The organism is Pseudomonas edaphica (assembly GCF_965277385.1).
GTDB lineage: Bacteria > Pseudomonadota > Gammaproteobacteria > Pseudomonadales > Pseudomonadaceae > Aquipseudomonas > Aquipseudomonas edaphica.
In genome coordinates this window covers 4295103-4313635 of sequence record NZ_OZ255725.1, presented here as the reverse complement: position 1 = coordinate 4313635, position 18533 = coordinate 4295103, and the positions used below count along the sequence as shown (strand labels likewise).

Annotated in this window: 19 protein-coding genes; 10 read left to right on the top strand and 9 right to left on the bottom strand. The window is 60.4% G+C overall.

The features are described 5' to 3' along the window. Positions 1–83: 83 nt before the first annotated feature. Entirely contained in the window at positions 84–959 is an 876-nt protein-coding gene (locus ACQY47_RS19585) for a helix-turn-helix domain-containing protein (RefSeq protein WP_428551149.1), read from the top strand. On the opposite strand, the gene ACQY47_RS19580 is transcribed toward ACQY47_RS19585, so the two are convergent. The 7 genes from ACQY47_RS19580 to ACQY47_RS19550 all read right to left on the bottom strand — a co-directional run bounded on the left by ACQY47_RS19580 (position 956) and on the right by ACQY47_RS19550 (position 10869). Next, positions 956–3451 (bottom strand): LuxR C-terminal-related transcriptional regulator, encoded by a 2496-nt coding sequence (locus ACQY47_RS19580; RefSeq protein WP_428551146.1) that lies wholly within the window; start codon positions 3449–3451, stop codon positions 956–958. The genes ACQY47_RS19585 and ACQY47_RS19580 overlap by 4 nt on opposite strands. A 257-nt stretch (positions 3452–3708) precedes the next feature. Next, complete coding sequence (locus ACQY47_RS19575) at positions 3709–5067, bottom strand: DUF1329 domain-containing protein (RefSeq protein WP_017135078.1); 1359 nt, start codon at positions 5065–5067, stop codon at positions 3709–3711. Between the two features lie 26 nt (positions 5068–5093). Then, complete coding sequence (locus tag ACQY47_RS19570) at positions 5094–6884, bottom strand: DUF1302 domain-containing protein (RefSeq protein ID WP_099549448.1); 1791 nt, start codon at positions 6882–6884, stop codon at positions 5094–5096. A 482-nt stretch (positions 6885–7366) separates the two neighbouring features. Continuing rightward, complete coding sequence (locus ACQY47_RS19565; protein WP_017135080.1) at positions 7367–8278, bottom strand: SDR family oxidoreductase; 912 nt, start codon at positions 8276–8278, stop codon at positions 7367–7369. Positions 8279–8451: 173 nt separating this feature from the next. Beyond that, positions 8452–9354: an alpha/beta fold hydrolase gene (locus ACQY47_RS19560; RefSeq protein WP_176992546.1), complete on the bottom strand. Its 903-nt coding sequence runs from the start codon at positions 9352–9354 to the stop codon at positions 8452–8454. Further along, positions 9354–10136 (bottom strand): class II aldolase/adducin family protein, encoded by a 783-nt coding sequence (locus ACQY47_RS19555; RefSeq protein ID WP_428551141.1) that lies wholly within the window; start codon positions 10134–10136, stop codon positions 9354–9356. Before ACQY47_RS19555 ends, ACQY47_RS19560 begins: the two co-directional genes overlap by 1 nt. A 277-nt stretch (positions 10137–10413) precedes the next feature. Continuing rightward, a complete protein-coding gene (locus tag ACQY47_RS19550; protein ID WP_017135084.1) occupies positions 10414–10869 on the bottom strand; it encodes a flavodoxin in 456 nt (151 codons plus the stop codon). 129 nt (positions 10870–10998) lie between these two features. Here ACQY47_RS19550 and ACQY47_RS19545 point away from each other — a divergent pair, with 129 nt between their 5' ends. Then, positions 10999–11466 carry a PAS domain-containing protein gene (locus ACQY47_RS19545; RefSeq protein WP_017135085.1) on the top strand — a complete coding sequence of 156 codons (468 nt, stop codon included), beginning with the start codon at positions 10999–11001 and terminating at the stop codon, positions 11464–11466. A 58-nt stretch (positions 11467–11524) separates the two neighbouring features. Further along, positions 11525–12130 (top strand): hypothetical protein, encoded by a 606-nt coding sequence (locus ACQY47_RS19540; protein ID WP_017135086.1) that lies wholly within the window; start codon positions 11525–11527, stop codon positions 12128–12130. Positions 12131–12132: 2 nt separating this feature from the next. Here the strand turns inward: ACQY47_RS19540 and ACQY47_RS19535 are convergent, their stop codons facing one another. Then, the gene (locus ACQY47_RS19535) at positions 12133–13092 is read right to left on the bottom strand and encodes a MerR family transcriptional regulator (RefSeq protein WP_428551136.1); all 960 of its coding nucleotides are present in this window, start codon (positions 13090–13092) and stop codon (positions 12133–12135) included. 211 nt (positions 13093–13303) lie between these two features. On the opposite strand from ACQY47_RS19535, the gene ACQY47_RS19530 reads away from it, so the two are divergent. From ACQY47_RS19530 to ACQY47_RS19505, 6 genes are all read left to right on the top strand, one after another. Further along, positions 13304–13861 carry an antibiotic biosynthesis monooxygenase gene (locus ACQY47_RS19530; RefSeq protein ID WP_099549444.1) on the top strand — a complete coding sequence of 186 codons (558 nt, stop codon included), beginning with the start codon at positions 13304–13306 and terminating at the stop codon, positions 13859–13861. A gap of 57 nt (positions 13862–13918) precedes the next feature. After that, on the top strand, positions 13919–14629 hold the full coding sequence (gene folM / locus ACQY47_RS19525) for a dihydromonapterin reductase (protein WP_099549443.1): 711 nt from the start codon (positions 13919–13921) through the stop codon (positions 14627–14629). A 20-nt stretch (positions 14630–14649) separates the two neighbouring features. Continuing rightward, the gene (gene folE, locus ACQY47_RS19520; RefSeq protein ID WP_428551132.1) at positions 14650–15210 is read left to right on the top strand and encodes a GTP cyclohydrolase I FolE; all 561 of its coding nucleotides are present in this window, start codon (positions 14650–14652) and stop codon (positions 15208–15210) included. A 2-nt stretch (positions 15211–15212) separates the two neighbouring features. Next, the gene (folX, locus tag ACQY47_RS19515; protein ID WP_428551129.1) at positions 15213–15584 is read left to right on the top strand and encodes a dihydroneopterin triphosphate 2'-epimerase; all 372 of its coding nucleotides are present in this window, start codon (positions 15213–15215) and stop codon (positions 15582–15584) included. 99 nt (positions 15585–15683) lie between these two features. Then, on the top strand, positions 15684–15980 hold the full coding sequence (locus tag ACQY47_RS19510) for a DUF1244 domain-containing protein (RefSeq protein WP_017135092.1): 297 nt from the start codon (positions 15684–15686) through the stop codon (positions 15978–15980). Continuing rightward, entirely contained in the window at positions 15973–16311 is a 339-nt protein-coding gene (locus ACQY47_RS19505; RefSeq protein WP_017135093.1) for a HopJ type III effector protein, read from the top strand. The genes ACQY47_RS19510 and ACQY47_RS19505 overlap by 8 nt, the downstream gene beginning before the upstream one ends. Positions 16312–16499: 188 nt before the next feature. On the opposite strand, the gene trxB is transcribed toward ACQY47_RS19505, so the two are convergent. After that, entirely contained in the window at positions 16500–17462 is a 963-nt protein-coding gene (gene trxB, locus ACQY47_RS19500) for a thioredoxin-disulfide reductase (protein ID WP_017137935.1), read from the bottom strand. Between the two features lie 292 nt (positions 17463–17754). Here trxB and cysZ point away from each other — a divergent pair, with 292 nt between their 5' ends. Then, the gene (gene cysZ, locus ACQY47_RS19495) at positions 17755–18519 is read left to right on the top strand and encodes a sulfate transporter CysZ (protein WP_017137936.1); all 765 of its coding nucleotides are present in this window, start codon (positions 17755–17757) and stop codon (positions 18517–18519) included. The last annotated feature ends 14 nt before the right edge of the window (positions 18520–18533 follow it).

Sequence of the window (18533 nt, the reverse complement as noted above, 5' to 3'; positions counted from 1 at the left end):
GCACATTCTTGCGCTTTTGTCGGGCGCAGGGATCACAGCCATCGCCTGCGGGAGTAGGATGCAAGGCGTCGGAGAGCACAACCATGCCAGATCTGGAATCCCTGCAAGTCTTTCAAGCCCTTAACCGCTCGCCCAACGCACGCCTGGAAGCCTGCGCCGAGCTCGGTGACGGCTTGTCTGCGGCCTTGTGGAGCAACCATCACGACTCGCAGGACTACCAGGCGCCGACCCATCACACCTTGTCCTGCTACATCGGCGGCGGCACCGGCACGTTTCGGCGCGATCAGCCTGGCACCAAGGGCGGCCCGGATAAACTCTGCATACTGCCCGCCGAGCACCAGTCGGCCTGGGTGATCAACGGTGAGATCCGCCTGGCCCACGTGTATTTCAGTCCCGAGCAATTTGCCCTCGGCTGCGTCACGTTGCTCGATCGCGAACCGCGGGAACTGCAACTGCGCGAAAGCACCTTCCTCGAAGACGCCAGCCAGGCCCAACGCTTTCACCAACTGATCGCCCTCAACTGGCAGGAGCCCGCCGAGCGCCTGCTGACCAGCAGTCTGGCCCATGAAATGCTCAGCCACACCTTGCTCAGCCAAGTCGGCGCACGCGATGGCCTGCGTTTGAAGGGCGGGTTGGCGGCGCATCAGCGGCGGCTGTTGGTGGAGTTTATCGACCACCACCTGGAAGACCCGATCAGCCTCGGGCAACTGGCCGGCCTGTGCGCGCTGTCGGAATACCATTTTGCGCGAATGTTCCGCCAAAGCTTCGGCCTGCCGCCCCACCAGTACCTGTTGGCACGTCGCCTGGCGCGTGCGCAAGCCCTGTTGCGTGGCGGCGCCCTGCCCCTTGGCGAGATTGCGTGGCGGTGTGGCTTCTCCAGCGCCAGCCACTTTACCCGCCGTTTTCGCCAGGCCATGGGCGCCACGCCCGGGGAATACCGCCAGGCGTTCTGCGCCTAGACCATCAAGCCCAATGTCTTGGCCTTGGCCACCGCTTGGGTGCGTCGCTCCACGCCGAGCTTGCTGTGGATACGCCGCGCGTGAGTCTTGACGGTGTGCAGCGAGATAAACAGCCGGTCGGCGATTTCCAGATTGGAGTTGCCTTGGGCGATCAGCTGCAGCACTTCCAGTTCGCGTTGGCTCAGCGGGTTTTCCACCACGCCGCTGGGCGCCGCAGGAGTTTCCAGGCCCAGCTCACTCAATAGCCCCGGAGCACGCAAACGCAGCTCGCGAATCGCCTGCTGCACCTGGCAGCGCTGCGCCAGTTCCAACCCGGTTTGCAAGGCGCGCCGGGCCACGGCTGAGTCGCCCAACTGCCAGGCCACTTCGCCCAACACCAAATGCAGTTCGGTTTCCAGGCAAAGCATGCCGCGTTGCTGGGTGGTGTCGAGCAAGGCATACAGGCGCTCCATGGGCTGAACGGCCACACCCAGCTTCACTTCGGCCAGCACCAGCAGGTACTCCAGCCGTGGAATCAGTTCCAGCGTAGCCGGCGGTGCTTGCCGGGCCTGTGGCCCACGGAAGTGGCGCAGCACCCGGCGCACTGCTTCCACGGTCAGTTCGGCACGGCCCTGTTGCAACCAGAAGTGCCCACTGACCAACAGCAGCACCGCGCGGTATACCGAGTCCGGCACATGGCGTTGCTGCATCAAGCGCTCCGCTTCGCGCAGCTGGGCAAACGCCTGGGCGTAATCGCCATGGTTGGCCGCCAGCAACGCCAGGCCGAGAAACCCATAGAGCACGCGCTTGTCCTGACTGTGCAGGCACAGGCTCAAACCGCTCTCGAAACATTCACCGGCGAGCGCGTCCTGGCCTTGGCGCAACGCCAGATGCCCGCGCCGCAGGGCGATACGCCCTACCAGTGGCCCCGCCTTGAGGCGCTGGCGCGCCAGCATCGCCTGCACATTTTCCAGCAGGCTTTGCGCCCGATACGGTGCACCGCGTTGCTCCAGCAATTGCGCATGATCCAGTTCCAGCAGCGCTTCCAGCACCAATGAACCATGGGCACGCGCCAGGCACAGCGCTTCGCGGTTCAAGGCTTGGCCCACGTCCAGCTCGCCGCGCAGCAAGGCTTGCTGGGTCAGGCCCGAAAGGCACATCAGCCGGGAAGTCCAGGCGCTGTCGGGCAACGCTTGCAAAGCCTCCAGAAAATGCTCGCGGGAGCGCTCGGCATCCCCATTGAGGTGCAACAACCAGCCCCATTGCGCCTGCCAGCGCGCCAGTAAATGCCGCTGTTTCGCCGCCGTCGGCTGTGGGGCAAACCGGGCAAGCTGGTCGATGCACACACCGGCTTGCTCAAATCGCCCGGCGAACAACAATGCGGCCGTCACCAGCCCCACCAGTTGCGCGGAGCCAAGCATCAATTCATCGCCATGTTGCTCATGCAGACGCAGCAACAGCTGCGCATTCTGCTGACGGAACAAGTCTTCAAAACTGAAGTGTTGCAACAGGCTCACCGCCATCTCAAACGCTTCGGCCAGCAAGGCCTGTTCAAATGCGGCTTGCCAATCGCACTCGGCGGTAAACCATTGGCAGGCACGCCGATGCCAGGCGCGCTTGGCCGGCCAGGGCTCATCGCGCAGCAAGCGTGCGAGCGGCGCAAAGACCTGCAGCCAATCGGTGGTGTCTTCCCAGGGCTGGATAAAGGCGCCCAATGCCTGCAACTCCCGCAGGTAGTCGGCGCCGTCGCCAGCGCCGAACAGGTGCTCACACAGGCCCGGGTTGAAGCGCGGCAGGTGCGCCAATACCCGCCAGGCCTCAGCTAACTCGACCGGCAAGGTGCGCAGCAGTTCGTGTTGCAGGTAGTCGAGCAAGGTTTTGTCCGGGTGACCATCACCGAGCAAGGCAATGCGTACACCAGCGCACCAACCGCCGCTGAACTGCATCACGCTGTCGAAGCTTTGCCCGCCGCCGAGCAGTTGCTGGACTTGCGCCGGGCTGAAGTTCAGCTCGCTGCACACCAACAGTTCATCGTCGAGCAACAACCGCGGCCAGTTGCATGCCGGTCGCCGCCGCGCGCCCAGCCACCAGGTCAGCGCCGGGCTGGCGACACTGAGCAGGCGGTCGAGCAAAGCATCCAGCTCGGGCGCGGGCAGGCGGCAGTAATCATCCAGGAACAACCACGCCGTGGGCTGCCAGCGGCTGAGGTCAAGCAACAAGGTAGCTTCATCGACAAACGCCAGCCCCAGGTTGTGCGCCAAGCGTTGGCACAACTCATCGGGGCTCAAAGCCGCGCCATTGAGTGGCAGCCAATAGACCTGGCAACCCTTGGGCGCCTGCAAGGCACACTCGGCCAGTAACGCGCTTTTGCCACTGCCACCCGGCGCGCACAGCAACTTGACCCTCACGGTTGCTGCGAGCAACGGCTCGGTCAATTGCGGGCGTAACAGGTGATGGGCGGACAGCCGTGGCATGAATCCAGGACGGTCCAGGCAGCGGGTCATGGCGGTCATTGCTGCATCCTGCGTTTTTATTGTTATGCAACCTGACGCCACCCTAGTCCTGTGGTTGGCGGTTGTTGAAGAAGTATTCAGCGGGGTGATTGAAGGGCATTAATTAAAGGCAGAATGCAGACAACTGTGGGAGCTGGCTTGTGTGGGAGCTGGCTTGCCTGCGATGCAGACACCTCGGTCTAACAGGCATACCGAGGTGATGCTATCGCAGGTAAGCCAGCTCCCACACAAGCTCGCTCCCATATTTTATATCTGAGTCAGCGAACGCCCTCGGACCGCAGCGCTGCTGGCGTGTAATCCGCCGCCTTGGCCGCGAAGCCGAACACGAAACTGCGCTTTTCCTCATTCTTCATGCCGAGCGCGATGTAGCGCCCGGCAATGATGTCGTACAGGGTTTCCACGGTGTAGGCCGGCACTTGGTGGTCGTAATAGAACTGCGCATGGCCTTCAGCAACGCGCCACAGTTGGCCTCGCCCGTCGTAGTGGTCCACCAGCGCGACCTGCCAGCTGTCTTCGTCGATGTACATGTGGCGCTTGGCGTAGATGTGCCGCTCGCTTGGCTTGACGGTGCCGACCACTTCCCACACGCGGTGCAGCTCGTAGCGGGTGAGGTCCTGGTTGATGTGCCCGGCCTTGATGATGTCGTCGTACTTGAGGGTCGGCGAATCGAGCTTGTAGCTGTTGTAGGGGATGTACATCTCTTTTTTGCCGACCAGTTTCCAGTCGTAGCGGTCAGGCGCGCCGGAGAACATGTCGAAGTTGTCGGTGGTGCGCAGGCCATCGGAGGCGGTGCCCGGGCCGTCATACGAGACTTGCGGTGCACGGCGCACGCGGCGTTGGCCGGCATTGTAGATCCAGGCCAGACGCGGCTCCTTCACCTGGTCGAGGGTTTCATGCACCAGCAGCACGTTGCCCGCCAGGCGTGCGGGCGCCGTGACCGATTGCTTGAAGAAGCTCAGCACGTTGGCCGCCTTGGCCTGGTCGATGTCCGGGATGGCTTGCGGCACCGCCACTTCTTCTTCGAAGCGAATCGGCGTGTAGCTGCCATTCGTTTGCGGGGTGGCTTGGGTGATGATGCGCTTGAGGTTACCGCCGTGATAACGGGTGATGTGGTTCCACAACACTTCCACGCCATTTTTCGGGATCGGGAACGCGTAGTAACGGTTGCCGGTGAAGTTTTCCAGGCCATTACCGTCGTTAATCGCGTGCACGTTCAGCGCGCTGCGCTTGATCGACTCGTAGATATCCGGCGGCAGGTTGACCGTGCGATGGGTCGGGTACACCGGGATCTTGTAGGTCTCGGGGTAACGCTTGAACATCGCCACCTGGCCGTCGGAGAGCTTGTCTTTGTACTTGTCGACCGTGGCGGCAGTGATCACGAACAGCGGTTTTTCATTGGCGAACGGGTCGGCCAGAAAGCCTTTGCTGTCCACCGCGCCAGCGTTTTTCGGGATGCCGCCGGTCCAGGCCGGGATCGAACCGTCGGCGTTGCCGGCTTTTTCGGCGCCGACCGGCGTCAGGGTGGTGCCGAGCTTGGCGGCCTCTTCGGGCGAGACGGCGGCCATGACGTGGGCGGCCAGTACACTCAGGGCCATCACTGCAAATAGCTTACGCATAGGTTGTTGTCCTTCCTTAAACCAAGTCAGAAGTTCACGCCGAAGCTGAGGGCGATAAAGTCGCGGTCGGTGAGGGTGTTGTAGTCACCGCCGAAAAAGTCGGTGTAGCTCAGGCTCGCGGTGTAGGTGTTGCGGTAGTCCGCATCCACGCCGACGCTGATCGCCTTGGCGCCTTCGTTGAAAATGCCGTTGGGGCCGTAGCCGCTGACGTCATGGGACCAGGACAGGTTGGGCTTGAGGTTCACCCCGGCGAACACGTTGTTGTAGTCGAGGATCGCGCGGGCGCGGTAACCCCAGGAGTTCGCGGTGACGAAGCCGTCGGTGTCGCCGCCGAAACCATAGGCGCCATACACCGAATCGCGGCCATAACGCAGTTTGGTCTTGGCTTCCAGCCCGCCGACGTGCACATAGGCCGCCTCGCCCACCAGCGTCAGGCGTTCGGCACCCAGCACCTGGTCGAAGAATTGGGTCATGGTGCTCTGGATCTGAGTGATTTCCTTGCGGCGGTAACCTGAGTTGTCCGAGCCGAACGAACTGCGGATCGGCGAGGCGGTTTGGCCGGCAATCGGGTTGACCAGCGCCAGGGTCAAGTCGGTGGTGTTGAGTTGCACCGGCGCATTCGGCCGATAGCTGATTTCGCCGGTCCAGGCCGTGCCGGTGGGCAAGGTGGTGGAGAAACTCGCGCCGTAAAGGCGGATGTCTTCCGGGTAATCGAGGTAATACTGGCCACGCCCGAGCATGGTGCTCTGGGCCAGGCCCGAACCACTGCCGGGCGCGATGGCGTTGGCAGTGCTGACGATGCGGCCGATGGTGGCCAGGTTGGTGTTGGCGGTAATCGTGCCCACCGTTGGCGTGCGGCTGTGGTAGTTCATGAAGTAGAGGCCGTACTCGGTGTCATCGCCCAGCCAGCGCAAGGCCGCACCGAACTGGCCGCCATCGCGCGCTTCGCGGTCGTTGGCGCGCTGCACTACCACGCCTTCACGTGTCACCTGGAAGCCCTGGCCAAAGGCTGCGGCCACCGGTTGCAACGGCGCAATCGCCGGGCTGCCGACCGTGTAGTTGCCGTTGCAGCCGTGGGCCACCACGTCGTTACCGAAGAAGGTGCCGCAGTTATCCACCACGGTGTTTTCCCAGTTGAGTTGGTAAAAACCTTCCACCGACAGCTGGTTAGTCAGGCTTTGGGACGCGAACAGCATGTTGACCGGGATCAGGCCTTCCTTGATCTCGGCGCCTGGGCGGCGGAACGCCGAGACGTCGATGGGGTTGATGCTGTTGATCGAGTTACCGATAAAGGTGCTTTCGCCCCAGCTCACCACCTGTTTGCCGACCCGCACGGCGCCCGGCAAATCGCCGATGGAGTAGTTGTGATACACAAAAGCATCCAGCAGCTCGTAGCCGGACGAGCGCGCACCTTCGTCACGGTGGTTGTTGCTGATTTGCTTGAACTCGCGGTTTTCGTCCTGCAGTTCGAAGTCATACCAGTACTTGCCGCGCACAAAGATGCCGCTGTCGCCGTACTTAAGCTCCAGGTCGTGAATGCCCTTGAAGATCTTGGAGAAGGTCTCACCCTTCTTGAAGTTCAGCCGCCCGTCATCACCGGTGGACGCCTGCCCCGTGCCGCCGTTGGGAATGCCCACCAGCTTCTTGTCAGCATCGCGCATGCCCCAACTGGCGCCGACCGACAGCGAGGAATCGAATTGCCCTTCGATCTCGCCGATGTTGAATGAAACAGCCTGCGCCTGGGCGCAGAAACCCAGCGCAACCGCCGTGGCCAGCGCCTGTGGCGTGAAGATGGCGCGCATTGTTGTTTTTGTCATGCGTCTTCCCCGGTGAGTGACAGAAGGCCCCACCCTACTGCCGCCCCTCGGGAGCGATAAGCGCACCAAAGGGGTATTCGTGGTGTCGCTCGAAAGGATGAACAGGCGCTCTGGCCGCGGTTTGGGCGCCACCATGGATTAGGCAGATGGCGGATTATCAGGAGGATGGATAGCGCGCTGGCGATCATTACAGAAATTGCAACAGTCCTTGTCCTGAACTGCTATTACTCATTTTGTTACAACCGACTATTCTTAACGCACTTTCAGGGCAGATGGCCCGCTTGGGTAAATCCAGGAAAAGTCTGATTCCAATAGATTGGCCTAATGTTTCAATCTATTACCGCTGTTCACTGACGTTGATTTGTCGCTCCTTGATCCAACGTCTTACTTCGGCCGCTGCGTTTGCAGCGGCCTTTTTTATACCCAAAATAAAACGGGGCGCCTTTAGCGCCCCGTTTTATTCAACTGTGTTCAAGCAACGATCAGAGGCTGAACTTCTGCAAATTGGCCATCATCTCTTTCAACGCTTCGATGTTGTCCTTGGGGTGCGCAGCGCCTTCGAAGTCGCAGATCTGCGCCCAGTGCGCCGCCACATCGTCGGGTGAGAACCCGGCCTCAGGGTCAAACCCCACGCCCAGGCTGCGCTCCCAGCGGGTTTTGCCGATCCAGCCGCCGCCGACTTCAAACAAGCCCGAGGTGTCCTGGCACGCCTCGCTGCCCAGGTACACCACCAACGGGCTGACCAGTTCCGGCTTGAGGCGTTCGAACACCTGTGGCGGGATCAGGCCTTCGGTCATGCGCGTGCCGCCGGTGGGGGCGATGGCATTGACCAGGATGTTGTTCTTGCGCCCTTCCAGCGCCAGGGTGCGGGTCAAACCGTAGAGGCCCAGCTTGGCCATGCCGTAGTTGGACTGGCCGAAGTTGCCATAGATGCCCGAGGTGGACGCGGTAAAGATCACGCGGCCATAACCCTGCTCGCGCATGTGCGGCCAGGCGGCGCGGGTAACTTTGTAGGCACCTTCGACATGCACGCGGTACACCAGGTCCCAGTCACTGTCGTCCATTTTGTGGAAGGTCTTGTCGCGCAGGATGCCGGCGTTGTTGACCACCACGTCGACACGGCCGAACACGTCGAGAGCGTGCTGGACGATCTTGTCCCCCTCGGTTACGGAGTCATGGTTGGCCTCGGCAGTACCGCCCGCCTCGCGAATCTCCGCCACTACACGGTCGGCGGCCGAGGCATTCGCGCCTTCGCCCTGGGTCGAGCCGCCGAGGTCGTTGACCAGCACTTTGGCCCCGTGCCTGGCAAACAGCAGCGCATGGGCACGGCCCAGCCCGCCGCCGGCACCGGTGACGATCACGACCTTATCCTGGAACTGCACTGACTCACTCATACCGAACTCCGTTGGCGACATTGGCAATGGGTTGAGTGTCACGCACGCAGCCTTTGGTCACAATAAACACGGCCGAGGCTGAATGGTGCTCAATAAGACAGCGCGATGATCAACCGGCTGTTGTGGCGAGGGAGCTTGCTCCCGCTGGGCTGCGCAGCAGCCCGGGATTGGCCTCAGGAGTAGGCCACTCGCGGCGCCGGCTGACCGATACGTTCGCGAAACGCCAAATAATGCTTGAGCACCAGCACCGGCGCTTCGATCTGCGGGTAGTGGCCGATATTGGTCAGTAATACCGAGTCGGCATTGGGCACCAACTGGCGATAACGCTCCACCATATGCGCACCGGAAATGGGATCGACTTCTCCATCGATTACCCGCAGCGGCACTTCATTGCGTTGCATCGCCGCCACCCAGCGTTCACGCAGACGGCGGCGCTGGGGAATGTAGGCAATCAACTTATGCAGGATACGCGGGCCGTCATTGCAGTTGATCAAGCTCCAGAAGTCATCCAGTGCACTTTCACTGGGCCGCGTGTTCGGGCCGAAAATCTGGCTGAAACTGTTCGACAAAGCGTTGCGCCCAAAGGCACGGCCGATCATCCAGCCGAGTGGGCTGAGCAAGAGTTTCTGCACCAATGCCGGGCGATGGGTCTCGGGAAACAGCCCACCATTGAGGAACACGCAGCTGGCCATCAGGAAGCGGCCGTCGTAATGGCGCGCCAGTAATTCCTGGGCCACGCTGTCGCCATAGTCATGGGCCAACACATGCACCGGCCGCTCCACACGCAGGTGTTCGAGCAGCGCCTGTTGCAGGTCGGCCTGCTCCAGCAGGCAGTAATCGTGGTTCAGCGGCTTGGCCGAATCGCCAAACCCGAGCATGTCGCAGGCGATCACCAAGTTACGCTGGGCCAGGGGCTGCCACAGGTAGTGCCAGTCCCAACTGGCGGTGGGAAAGCCATGAATCAATAGCAACGGCTCGCCCTGCCCCGCCACCCAGTAACGGATCATGTGGCCACGGAAGAGAAATTCCTGGCCACGTTTGCGCCAGGCTCTGAGCGGTATCTCGGCGAGTGGCATCAGCTTTTATACCCGGGATCTTGCAGGTCCAATTTACGCAACAGCGCCGGCCACGCCAGTGCACCACCCATACCTTGCGCGCTCTTTGTGACAACCGCCACCATCGCCTTGGCACCCGCCAGAATCTGCGGCTCAATGGCAATTAATTCGGCGCCGCCGTTTTGCGCCAGCACCTGGATGTCGCAAGCGCGCTGGAAGGTGAACATCATTAAAAACGTGTCGGCGATCGAACCAGCGCAGGTCAACAGACCGTGGTTGTGCAGCATGAGGAAATTGTTGCCGCCCAGGTCCGCCTGTAAGCGGGCTTTTTCTTCAGGGTTGAGCGCCACGCCTTCATAGGCGTGATAGGCCAGGCTGGACAACACAAAGGTGGATTGCTGGCTGATCGGCAGCACGCCCTGCTTCTGCGCCGACACCGCAACGCCCGCGGCGGTGTGGGTGTGCAGCACACAGACCACGTCGTGGCGCACTTCATGGATGGCACTGTGGATGGTGTAGCCGGCGGGGTTGATCTCGTAAGGGCTGTCCATCAGCTTGTTGCCGGCCTGATCAACCTTGACCAGGCTCGACGCCGTTATCTCATGAAACATCAAGCCATAAGGGTTGATCAGGAAATCGTCGGTGCCCGGCACCTTGGCGGAAATATGCGTGAAGATCAGGTCATCCCAGCCATGTAGCGCCACCAGGCGATAGCAGGCCGCGAGGTCGACGCGGGTCTGCCATTCGGCAGCGCTGACCTGGTCTTTGACATTCTGTGGCGATAGAACAGGGGTTAGGCTCACGGCAACAACCTCCTTGGTTCGCGTTCTTATTATTTTTCTGGATTGAGGAGCCAGTCTAGTCAGGCGCGGTGACGCAAGGAGTTGCCTTGGCAGCCAGCTTGATGACTGAGCGAGTCAGTCATGAGAATAGTACAAACGGTGTCAGAGAAGTGCCGTCAATAAAGGCACGGCGAACAGGTTGAGCAAGCCCGTCAGCACGAGCCAGAACACCGGCATCAGCTTGCGCTGGGGCATTGCCTTTATCTGGCGTGGCGGGCCTTGCTGCGTGAATTCCCGGTCAAGCGCGCAGTGCAGTGACCAATTCGGCCAGCCAAGGCTCGGCGTCGGCTTCCGGGGTCACGCTTTCGCTGGCGTCCAGGCGCAGCATCGGCAGCACTTCGCGTACGCCCAGTTCGGCGAACAGTTCGCGCATTTGCTCGCCGCCACCGCAGAACGTGTCGCCATAACTGGCGTCGCCCAGGCCGATCACCGCACCGGGCAGGCCGCGCCAGGCGGCTGGCAGTTGGTCACGAATGGTCGAATACAGCGGTTGCAGGTTGTCGGGAAGTTCACCCATGCCGGTGGTCGATGTGACCGCCAGGAATGCCTCGGGGGCAAAGGCTTGCACGTCGGCCAAGGTGGCGCGTGGGTTGTGCCAGGCTTCAAAACCGGCGGCGTTGAGGATACCGGCGGCGTGGCGGGCGACTTCTTCAGCTGTGCCGTAGACCGAGCCGGAAAGGATGGCGACTTTCATCAATCTGATCCTGTAGTTGAGCGAAAGCGTGGGATATTAGCAGCTGACACAAATATTTCAGTGCACACCGTGCAACATTCAAAAGTTGCCATAGAATTCAGGCTTTAAAAACATGCGATGGATTGCTCAATGATCAACGCCAACCTGATGCAACTGGTGATCAACGCTTCTAACGACGGTATCGTCGTCGCCGAACGTGAAGGCCAGGACAAGCCGCTGATCTACGTGAACCCGGCGTTCGAGCGTTTGACCGGTTACACCCTCGACGACATCCTGTATCAGGATTGCCGCTTCCTGCAGGCGGGTGACCGCGACCAACCGGCGCTGATGGCCATTCGTGAAGCCCTCGACAGCGGTGGCGCCTGCCGGGAGATACTGCGCAATTACCGCAAGGACGGCACGCACTTCTGGAATGAGCTGTCGCTTTCCACGGTTTACAACAAGGCCGACAAGCAAACGTATTTTGTCGGTGTGCAAAAAGACGTTACGGTTCAGGTGAAAGCGCAGCAACGCATCGCTCAGCTGGAAGCCCAAGTGGCCGAGCTTAAAGATGAGCTGGCGGCACTCAAGGCGACGAGCGGAATTAACAAAGTGTAAAAAATGCGGTCTTTAGAGCGATAATGGCTTTTTAATGCCTCACCCTTGAGCTACATCAATGCAACGCGACGCGCTATTGACGCAGGACGAGCTGGATTTTATCCAGGACATGCAGCACAACCCGCAACTCAACCTGCGGGATGCCTGGTCGAGCCTGACCGTTAATGGCGGTGCGCAGATTCGCGATTTGCTCACGCGCCTGGCCGCTCACGACCACGTCACCATCCAGGCACAGTTCGACAACCAGCAACTGACCTTCCCGCTGCATTTGGTGGAAGACGAGTTTCATGCGGTGCATCTGCGCTTGGGCGTGCCGAGCATTTTTGAAGATGGGCCGATGATCCGTCCATGGCGCCTGGCACTTGAAGCCCCCGTGGCGATGGAAAACGTCAGGGGCAACCCTGCCGCGCTATGGGTGCATGAGGTGTCATTCAAGGGCGTACTGGTGGAAATTCGCGGACGGGTCAAACCGCCGAAAACCTTTTCCCTGTGGTTCAGCCCGTCCGGTTACGAGCGTATTGCCTTGCGCGGCACGCTGGAACGGGAAACCGCGCGGGGTCTGTTCGCTTATCGCCTGAGCCAGAGTGACGCGAATGAGATCGAACGGTTACGCCAGTTCATCCTGCATCAGCACCGGTTGGTCCATCCGCACGTACACGCCTGAAATCAACTATCCAACTGGCCTGCGAGAAACTGCTGCAAGCGGCTCTGCATCTGGCGCCCTTCGCTGCCCAGGCAGCCGATGGGCGAACCGGCCAGATCACCCTCGGCCAGGTCCGCAGCGGCACCGGCCAGGAACAGTGGGCAATCCAGGGTCAACGCCAGACGGTTCAGGCGCGCTGCCAGATCATGGTTATGCCAATGGTTGGAGAAAATCACCAGCGCCTTGGGCCGGATCTTTTCACACACCAATGTCAGTTCATCAAAGGGCTGGCCCATGCCCAGCACTTTTACCGGCGTGTCTTCGTGACTGAGCATCAGCGCCGCTACCAGCAGTTCCAATTTACGGCATTCGCCAGGCATGGCCGCCAGCAACACCCGCGGCGCGAGTGGGGCACTGGCAAGCTGCAAGCGCTCAAAGGTACGCATGCGCAGGAAGGTGTCGTAAAAAAGCCATTCACTGGCCTGGCCAAAATGCCCCTGGTGGCGCATCAGATCGCTCCAGAGGGGCATCAGGATGTCCTGGAACGCAACGTTCAGCGGGTAAGTCGAGAAAACCTGACCGTACAGGCTTTCCAATTGGCGATCGTCAAAGGCTTTGACTGCCTGCAGCAACCGCAGTCGCCACTGTGACCACTCACTCTCGTCGACCTTATCGCCCTCGGCACGAATGGTCTCAGCCTGCTGATCGTCACGGGCGAGGATCTTACCGACCTTGCTCACGGCCACGCCGCGTTCAATCCAGCCGAGAATACGATCGACGGTCACAATATCGGCGCTGGAGTAGAGCCGATGCCCGCTTTCGGTGCGCGTTGGCTGGATCAGGCCATACCGCCGCTCCCAGGCTCGCAGTGTGACCGGGTTCACACCTGTCAGTCTTGACACTTCACGGATCGGAAACAGCTCATCTGAGACGGTTGATTCCAGTTGCGAAATGCTATCAATGGGCACATTAATCACGGGCATTTTGAGCCAAAAAGCCAACGTTATTTGGGATCCCATTTAACGCCTTTCTACCTGTCCTTTTCAAGGCCGTTACTTTTCGGACCACTGCCGCTGGCGTATTTCTTCAAAACAGGAATAATCCTTGCCTGCTTTTTGGTGATGGTCTTACCCGGCCGCCACCTTAGTGCGCCACCTACCCGGCTTGGCGCACCTGATTACTTGGAGATACACAATGTCTACCTCTCCCGTCACCTTGATGGTTGCGCGCCGCGTGGCCAAAGGGCGCTATGAAGAATTGATGGCCTGGCTGCGCGAAGGCGAGCAATTGGCCACTGACTTCCCCGGCTACCTGGGTTCCGGCGTGCTTGCGCCGCCGCCCAATGATGATGAGTTTCAGATCATCTTCCGCTTCGCCGATGAAAAAACCCTGCATGCCTGGGAGTTCTCCGCCTCGCGCAGCGCCTGGCTAAGCCGTGGCAGCGAACTGTTTGCCGACCCGTCCGAGCATCGCGTCAGTGGCATCGATGGCTGGTTCGGTGCCGTGGGTGCACGACCACCGCGCTGGAAACAGGCGGTGGCGATCTGGCTGGCATTTTTCCCGGTGTCGCTGCTGTTCAACTTCGGCCTGGGGCCGCTGCTCAGCGAGTTGGACATGTTCCCGCGTGTGCTGGTCAGTACCCTGGCACTCACGCCGCTGATGGTTTACTTCTTTATTCCTCTATCGACCCATCTGCTCGCGAGCTGGTTGCATCCAACACCAACGCCCAAGGCTACCCAAGCCGCTGCTTGAGTACAGGCGTGGCCGGTCGCTGGTATAGTTTCAACCTGCCAGCGACTCGAGCCTCCCATGACGGTAACCAACGCCCCGATCCTGATCACCGGTGCCGGCCAGCGTGTCGGCCTTTATTGTGCCGAGCGCCTGCTCGACGAAGGCCACGCGGTGATTTTCAGCTACCGCAGCGAACGCCCAGGCGTTGAGGCCTTGCGCGCGCGTGGCGCGCTCGGCGTGTTTGCCGACTTCTCCACTGAGGCCGGGATTCTGGCCTTTATCGCCGAACTGAAAACCCATACCGACAGCCTGCGTGCGATCATTCACAACGCGTCGGCGTGGGTTGCCGAAACACCTGGCGACGAAAGCCGCGCCTTTACCGACATGTTCAGCGTGCACATGCTTGCGCCGTATCTGATCAACCTGCATTGTTCACCTTTGCTGCAACGCTCGACACCCGCCGATATCGTGCACATCAGCGATGACGTGGTGCGCAAGGGCAGCCGCCAGCACATCGCCTACTGCGCCACAAAAGCCGGTCTCGACAGCCTTACACTTTCGTTCGCTGCGCAGTTTGCGCCGCTGATCAAGGTCAACGGCATCGCGCCGGCGATGGTGATGTTCAACGCGGGCGATGATGCGGCGTACCGCGCCAAGGTGCTGGCCAAGTCAGCGCTGGGCATCGAGCCTGGGCCTGCGGTGATCTACCAGAGTGTGCGTTACCTGCTGGACAACCCGTATGTCACCGGAACCACCCTGACCGTCAACGGCGGGCGGCATATCAAGTAAGCCGTTTGTGAGGATGTTGTATGACCTTGTCCCTGCCCCAACACTACCGCGAGATCCTCAAAGGCCTGGGCGAAGACCCGGAGCGCGAAGGCTTGCTCGACACCCCCAAGCGCGCCGCCAAGGCCATGCAGTACCTGTGTCATGGCTATGAGCAGGACCTGGAAACCATCGTCAACGGCGCATTGTTCGCCTCCGATAACGACGAGATGGTGATCCTCAAGGACATCGAGTTGTATTCACTGTGCGAACACCATTTGCTGCCCTTTGTCGGCAAGGCCCATGTGGCCTATATACCGACCGGCAAGGTGCTGGGCCTGTCGAAGCTGGCGCGCATTGTCGACATGTACGCGCGGCGCCTGCAGATCCAGGAAAACCTCACGCGGCAAATCGCCGACGCTATCCAGCAGGTCACCCAAGCCGCAGGCGTGGCGGTGGTAATTGAAGCCAAGCACATGTGCATGATGATGCGCGGCGTGGAAAAACAGAATTCAACCATGAACACCTCAGTGATGCTCGGCGCGTTCCGCGAGTCGAACACCACGCGTATGGAGTTCCTGCAACTGATCGGACGGAGCAAGTAGCAATGCCACAACTTCAACCAGGCATGGCGCGCATCCGGGTCAAGGACCTGTGCCTGCGCACCTTTATTGGCATCAATGAAGATGAGATCAACAACAAGCAGGACGTGCTGATCAACCTGTCTATCCTGTATGCCGCCCAGGAAGCCGTGCGCGACAATGACATCGACCACGCGCTGAATTACCGCACCATTACCAAGGCGATTATTGCCCACGTCGAAGGTAATCGCTTTGCGCTGCTCGAACGCCTGACGCAAGAGTTGCTGGACCTGGTGATGAGCAATGAGTCCGTGCTGTACGCCGAAGTCGAAGTGGACAAGCCCCATGCGCTGCGCTTTGCCGAGTCGGTGTCGATAACCCTCGCAGCCAGCCGCTAAGCCTCAAGCGGCTAGGCTTCAAGCCACAAGTTAAAGCCAACCACACTCCAACTTGCAGCTTGAAGCTTGCCCGCTTGAAGCTGTCTCAAAGAGACCACCATGAACGATCAACAACGCCTCGAACTCGAAGCCGCCGCCTTCCGCCGGTTGGTGGCCCACCTGGACAGCCGCAAGGATGTGCAGAACATCGACCTGATGAACCTCTCGGGCTTTTGCCGCAACTGCTTATCCAAGTGGTACAAGGCCGAGGCCGACGAGCGCCACATCGAGCTGAGCCTCGATGATGCCCGCGAAGTGGTGTACGGCATGCCGTATGCCGAGTGGAAAGCCCAATACCAGCAAGAAGCCAGCGCCGACCAACAGGCGGCGTTCGCCAAAGGAAAACCCCATGACTGATCTGAACACCCTGCGCGCCAGCCTCAACAGCGGCGAACACGTTTTTGCCGACACCCTGGCTTTTGTAGCTGCCGGTTACGACTACCAGCCGCAGGCTTTTACCAATGGCGGCGTAGAAAATGCTGCTGGTCAGAACGAAGGTTCATGCAAGACCTTGGGCTTGGCGCTGCTGGAAGGCTTGAGCGACCAGGAAGCGCTGCTGGCGTTTGGTGAGCATTACCGTTCGGTGGTGGCAACGCCAGAGGGCAGTGATCACGGCAATATCCGCGCGTTGATTGCGCATGGTTTGGCCGGCGTGAAGTTCACCGCACAGCCCCTGACCCGCCGCTGATTTAATCTGCCACCCCGGTTTAAGGTGGGAGCTGGCTTGCCTGCGATAGCGGTGTGTCAGCCACCACCGCTATCGCAGGCAAGCCAGCTCCCACATTGAATCGGGTTGACACATCAGCACTGTGGTGCGGCTTGAATCGTGCGCATAAAAAAACCGGCCTCTCAGCCGGTTTTTTCATTTCAACGGGCTTAGAACGCAGCGTCCTTCAAACCGTCGAGGTAACGCTCAGCGTCCAAGGCCGCCATGCAACCGGCGCCGGCCGAGGTGATGGCCTGGCGGTACACGTGGTCAGCCACGTCACCGGCGGCAAAGATGCCTTCGATGTTGGTCGCAGTGGCGTTGCCTTCACGGCCGCCTTGCACAACCAGGTAGCCATCTTTGGCTTCGAGCACGCCTTCGAACAGCGAGGTGTTCGGGGTGTGGCCAATGGCGATGAACACGCCGTCGACTTTCAGCTCGTCGAAGCTGCCGTCGTTGTTTTTCAGGCGAGCACCGGTCACGCCCATGTTGTCGCCCAGGACTTCATCCAGGGTGGCGTTGAGCTTGAGGATGATCTTGCCTTCAGCCACACGGGCGTGCAGTTTGTCGATCAGGATCTTCTCGGCGCGGAAGGTCTCGCGGCGGTGAACCAGGGTCACGGTGCTGGCAATGTTGGCCAGGTACAGCGCTTCTTCCACGGCGGTGTTGCCGCCACCGACCACAGCGACCGGCTTGTTGCGGTAGAAGAAACCGTCGCAGGTCGCGCAGGCGGAGACGCCTTTGCCCATGAACGCTTCTTCCGATGGCAGGCCCAGGTAACGGGCGCTGGCGCCGGTAGCGATGATCAGCGCGTCACAGGTATAGACACCGCTGTCGCCGGTCAGGCTGTAAGGCTTTTTCGAGAAGTCGACTTGGTTGATGTGGTCGAACACGATCTCGGTTTCAAAGCGCTCGGCGTGCTCTTTCATACGCTCCATCAGCACCGGGCCGGTCAGGCCGTGGACGTCGCCCGGCCAGTTGTCGACTTCCGTGGTGGTGGTCAACTGACCGCCTGCCTGCATGCCGGTAATCAGCAGCGGCTTGAGGTTGGCCCGGGCAGCGTAGACGGCAGCGCTGTAACCGGCAGGGCCGGAACCGAGAATAATCACTCGCGAATGACGGGTATCAGACATGACTCACTCCTATCGACCGCCCGGACCACAAGGCAGCTGGAATAAAAAAGGACCGCGAAGCACTTGGGGAAGGCTTGAACTCGCAGGCCCTGAAAATAATGGGTGCAGCGTATAGAGGGGGGCAAGATTAAGGAAATACGGAATAACAATCCAGCTCATAGGTGGTCTCTATGCAGTCGCCGCGATTAATCGACACCCTGGTTGCCTAGATGTTACCGCTGATGTCGCCGCTTTCGCCGAAGAAGCAAAGCCGGTAAGGTCGGCGCGTTCGTCTTCTTGCTCGGAGTTCTCCATGCCTGCCCCTGCTCTTTCTGGCCCGCAATACCTGCGTGAAGGCCTCAAACTGGTGTTGAGCCCTGGCCTGCGCCTGTTTGTGCTGCTGCCGTTGGCGATCAACCTGGTGCTGTTCGTCGGTTTGATCTATTTCGCCGGCCATCAGTTCAGCCTGTGGGTCGACACCTTGATGCCGACGCTGCCTGGCTGGCTGAGTTTCCTCAGCTACATCCTGTGGCCCTTGTTTGTGGTGCTGGTGGTGTTGATGGTGTTTTTCACCTTCACCATGCTCGCCAATATCATCGCCGCGCCATTCAACGGTTTTCTCTCGGAGAAAGTCGAGGTAGTGGTGCGCGGCACAGACGACTTCCCCGCCTTCAGCTGGGGCGAGTTGATGGCCATGGTCCCGCGCACCCTGGCGCGGGAAATGCGCAAGCTGGGTTACTTCCTGCCACGGGCCATCGGCCTGTTTATCCTGTCGTTCATTCCGGTGGTCAACCTGATCGCCGCGCCGCTGTGGCTGCTGTTCGGCGTGTGGATGATGGCGATCCAGTACATCGACTACCCGGCAGACAACCACAAGCTGGGCTGGAACGAAATGCTCGCCTGGCTGCGTCAGAAGCGTTGGCAGAGCATGAGCTTTGGCGGCATTGTTTATCTGGTGCTGCTGGTGCCGGTGGTCAACCTGCTGATGATGCCGGCGGCCGTGGCCGGGGCTACGCTGTTCTGGGTGCGTGAGCAAGGGGCCGAGGCGATGGCTCGGCAGGCGATAGCCAAGTCATAAATCCATCATCCTAG

Excerpts from the sequence above, each read along its gene's own strand:
- ACQY47_RS19585 (WP_428551149.1), top strand. The coding sequence starts at position 84 with ATGCCAGATCTGGAATCCCTGCAAGTCTTTCAAGCCCTTAACCGCTCG.
- ACQY47_RS19580 (WP_428551146.1), bottom strand. The coding sequence starts at position 3,451 with ATGACCGCCATGACCCGCTGCCTGGACCGTCCTGGATTCATGCCACGG.
- ACQY47_RS19575 (WP_017135078.1), bottom strand. The coding sequence starts at position 5,067 with ATGCGTAAGCTATTTGCAGTGATGGCCCTGAGTGTACTGGCCGCCCAC.
- ACQY47_RS19570 (WP_099549448.1), bottom strand. The coding sequence starts at position 6,884 with ATGACAAAAACAACAATGCGCGCCATCTTCACGCCACAGGCGCTGGCC.
- ACQY47_RS19565 (WP_017135080.1), bottom strand. The coding sequence starts at position 8,278 with ATGAGTGAGTCAGTGCAGTTCCAGGATAAGGTCGTGATCGTCACCGGT.
- ACQY47_RS19560 (WP_176992546.1), bottom strand. The coding sequence starts at position 9,354 with ATGCCACTCGCCGAGATACCGCTCAGAGCCTGGCGCAAACGTGGCCAG.
- ACQY47_RS19550 (WP_017135084.1), bottom strand. The coding sequence starts at position 10,869 with ATGAAAGTCGCCATCCTTTCCGGCTCGGTCTACGGCACAGCTGAAGAA.
- ACQY47_RS19545 (WP_017135085.1), top strand. The coding sequence starts at position 10,999 with ATGATCAACGCCAACCTGATGCAACTGGTGATCAACGCTTCTAACGAC.
- ACQY47_RS19540 (WP_017135086.1), top strand. The coding sequence starts at position 11,525 with ATGCAACGCGACGCGCTATTGACGCAGGACGAGCTGGATTTTATCCAG.
- ACQY47_RS19535 (WP_428551136.1), bottom strand. The coding sequence starts at position 13,092 with ATGCCCGTGATTAATGTGCCCATTGATAGCATTTCGCAACTGGAATCA.
- ACQY47_RS19530 (WP_099549444.1), top strand. The coding sequence starts at position 13,304 with ATGTCTACCTCTCCCGTCACCTTGATGGTTGCGCGCCGCGTGGCCAAA.
- folM (WP_099549443.1), top strand. The coding sequence starts at position 13,919 with ATGACGGTAACCAACGCCCCGATCCTGATCACCGGTGCCGGCCAGCGT.
- folE (WP_428551132.1), top strand. The coding sequence starts at position 14,650 with ATGACCTTGTCCCTGCCCCAACACTACCGCGAGATCCTCAAAGGCCTG.
- folX (WP_428551129.1), top strand. The coding sequence starts at position 15,213 with ATGCCACAACTTCAACCAGGCATGGCGCGCATCCGGGTCAAGGACCTG.
- ACQY47_RS19510 (WP_017135092.1), top strand. The coding sequence starts at position 15,684 with ATGAACGATCAACAACGCCTCGAACTCGAAGCCGCCGCCTTCCGCCGG.
- ACQY47_RS19505 (WP_017135093.1), top strand. The coding sequence starts at position 15,973 with ATGACTGATCTGAACACCCTGCGCGCCAGCCTCAACAGCGGCGAACAC.
- trxB (WP_017137935.1), bottom strand. The coding sequence starts at position 17,462 with ATGTCTGATACCCGTCATTCGCGAGTGATTATTCTCGGTTCCGGCCCT.
- cysZ (WP_017137936.1), top strand. The coding sequence starts at position 17,755 with ATGCCTGCCCCTGCTCTTTCTGGCCCGCAATACCTGCGTGAAGGCCTC.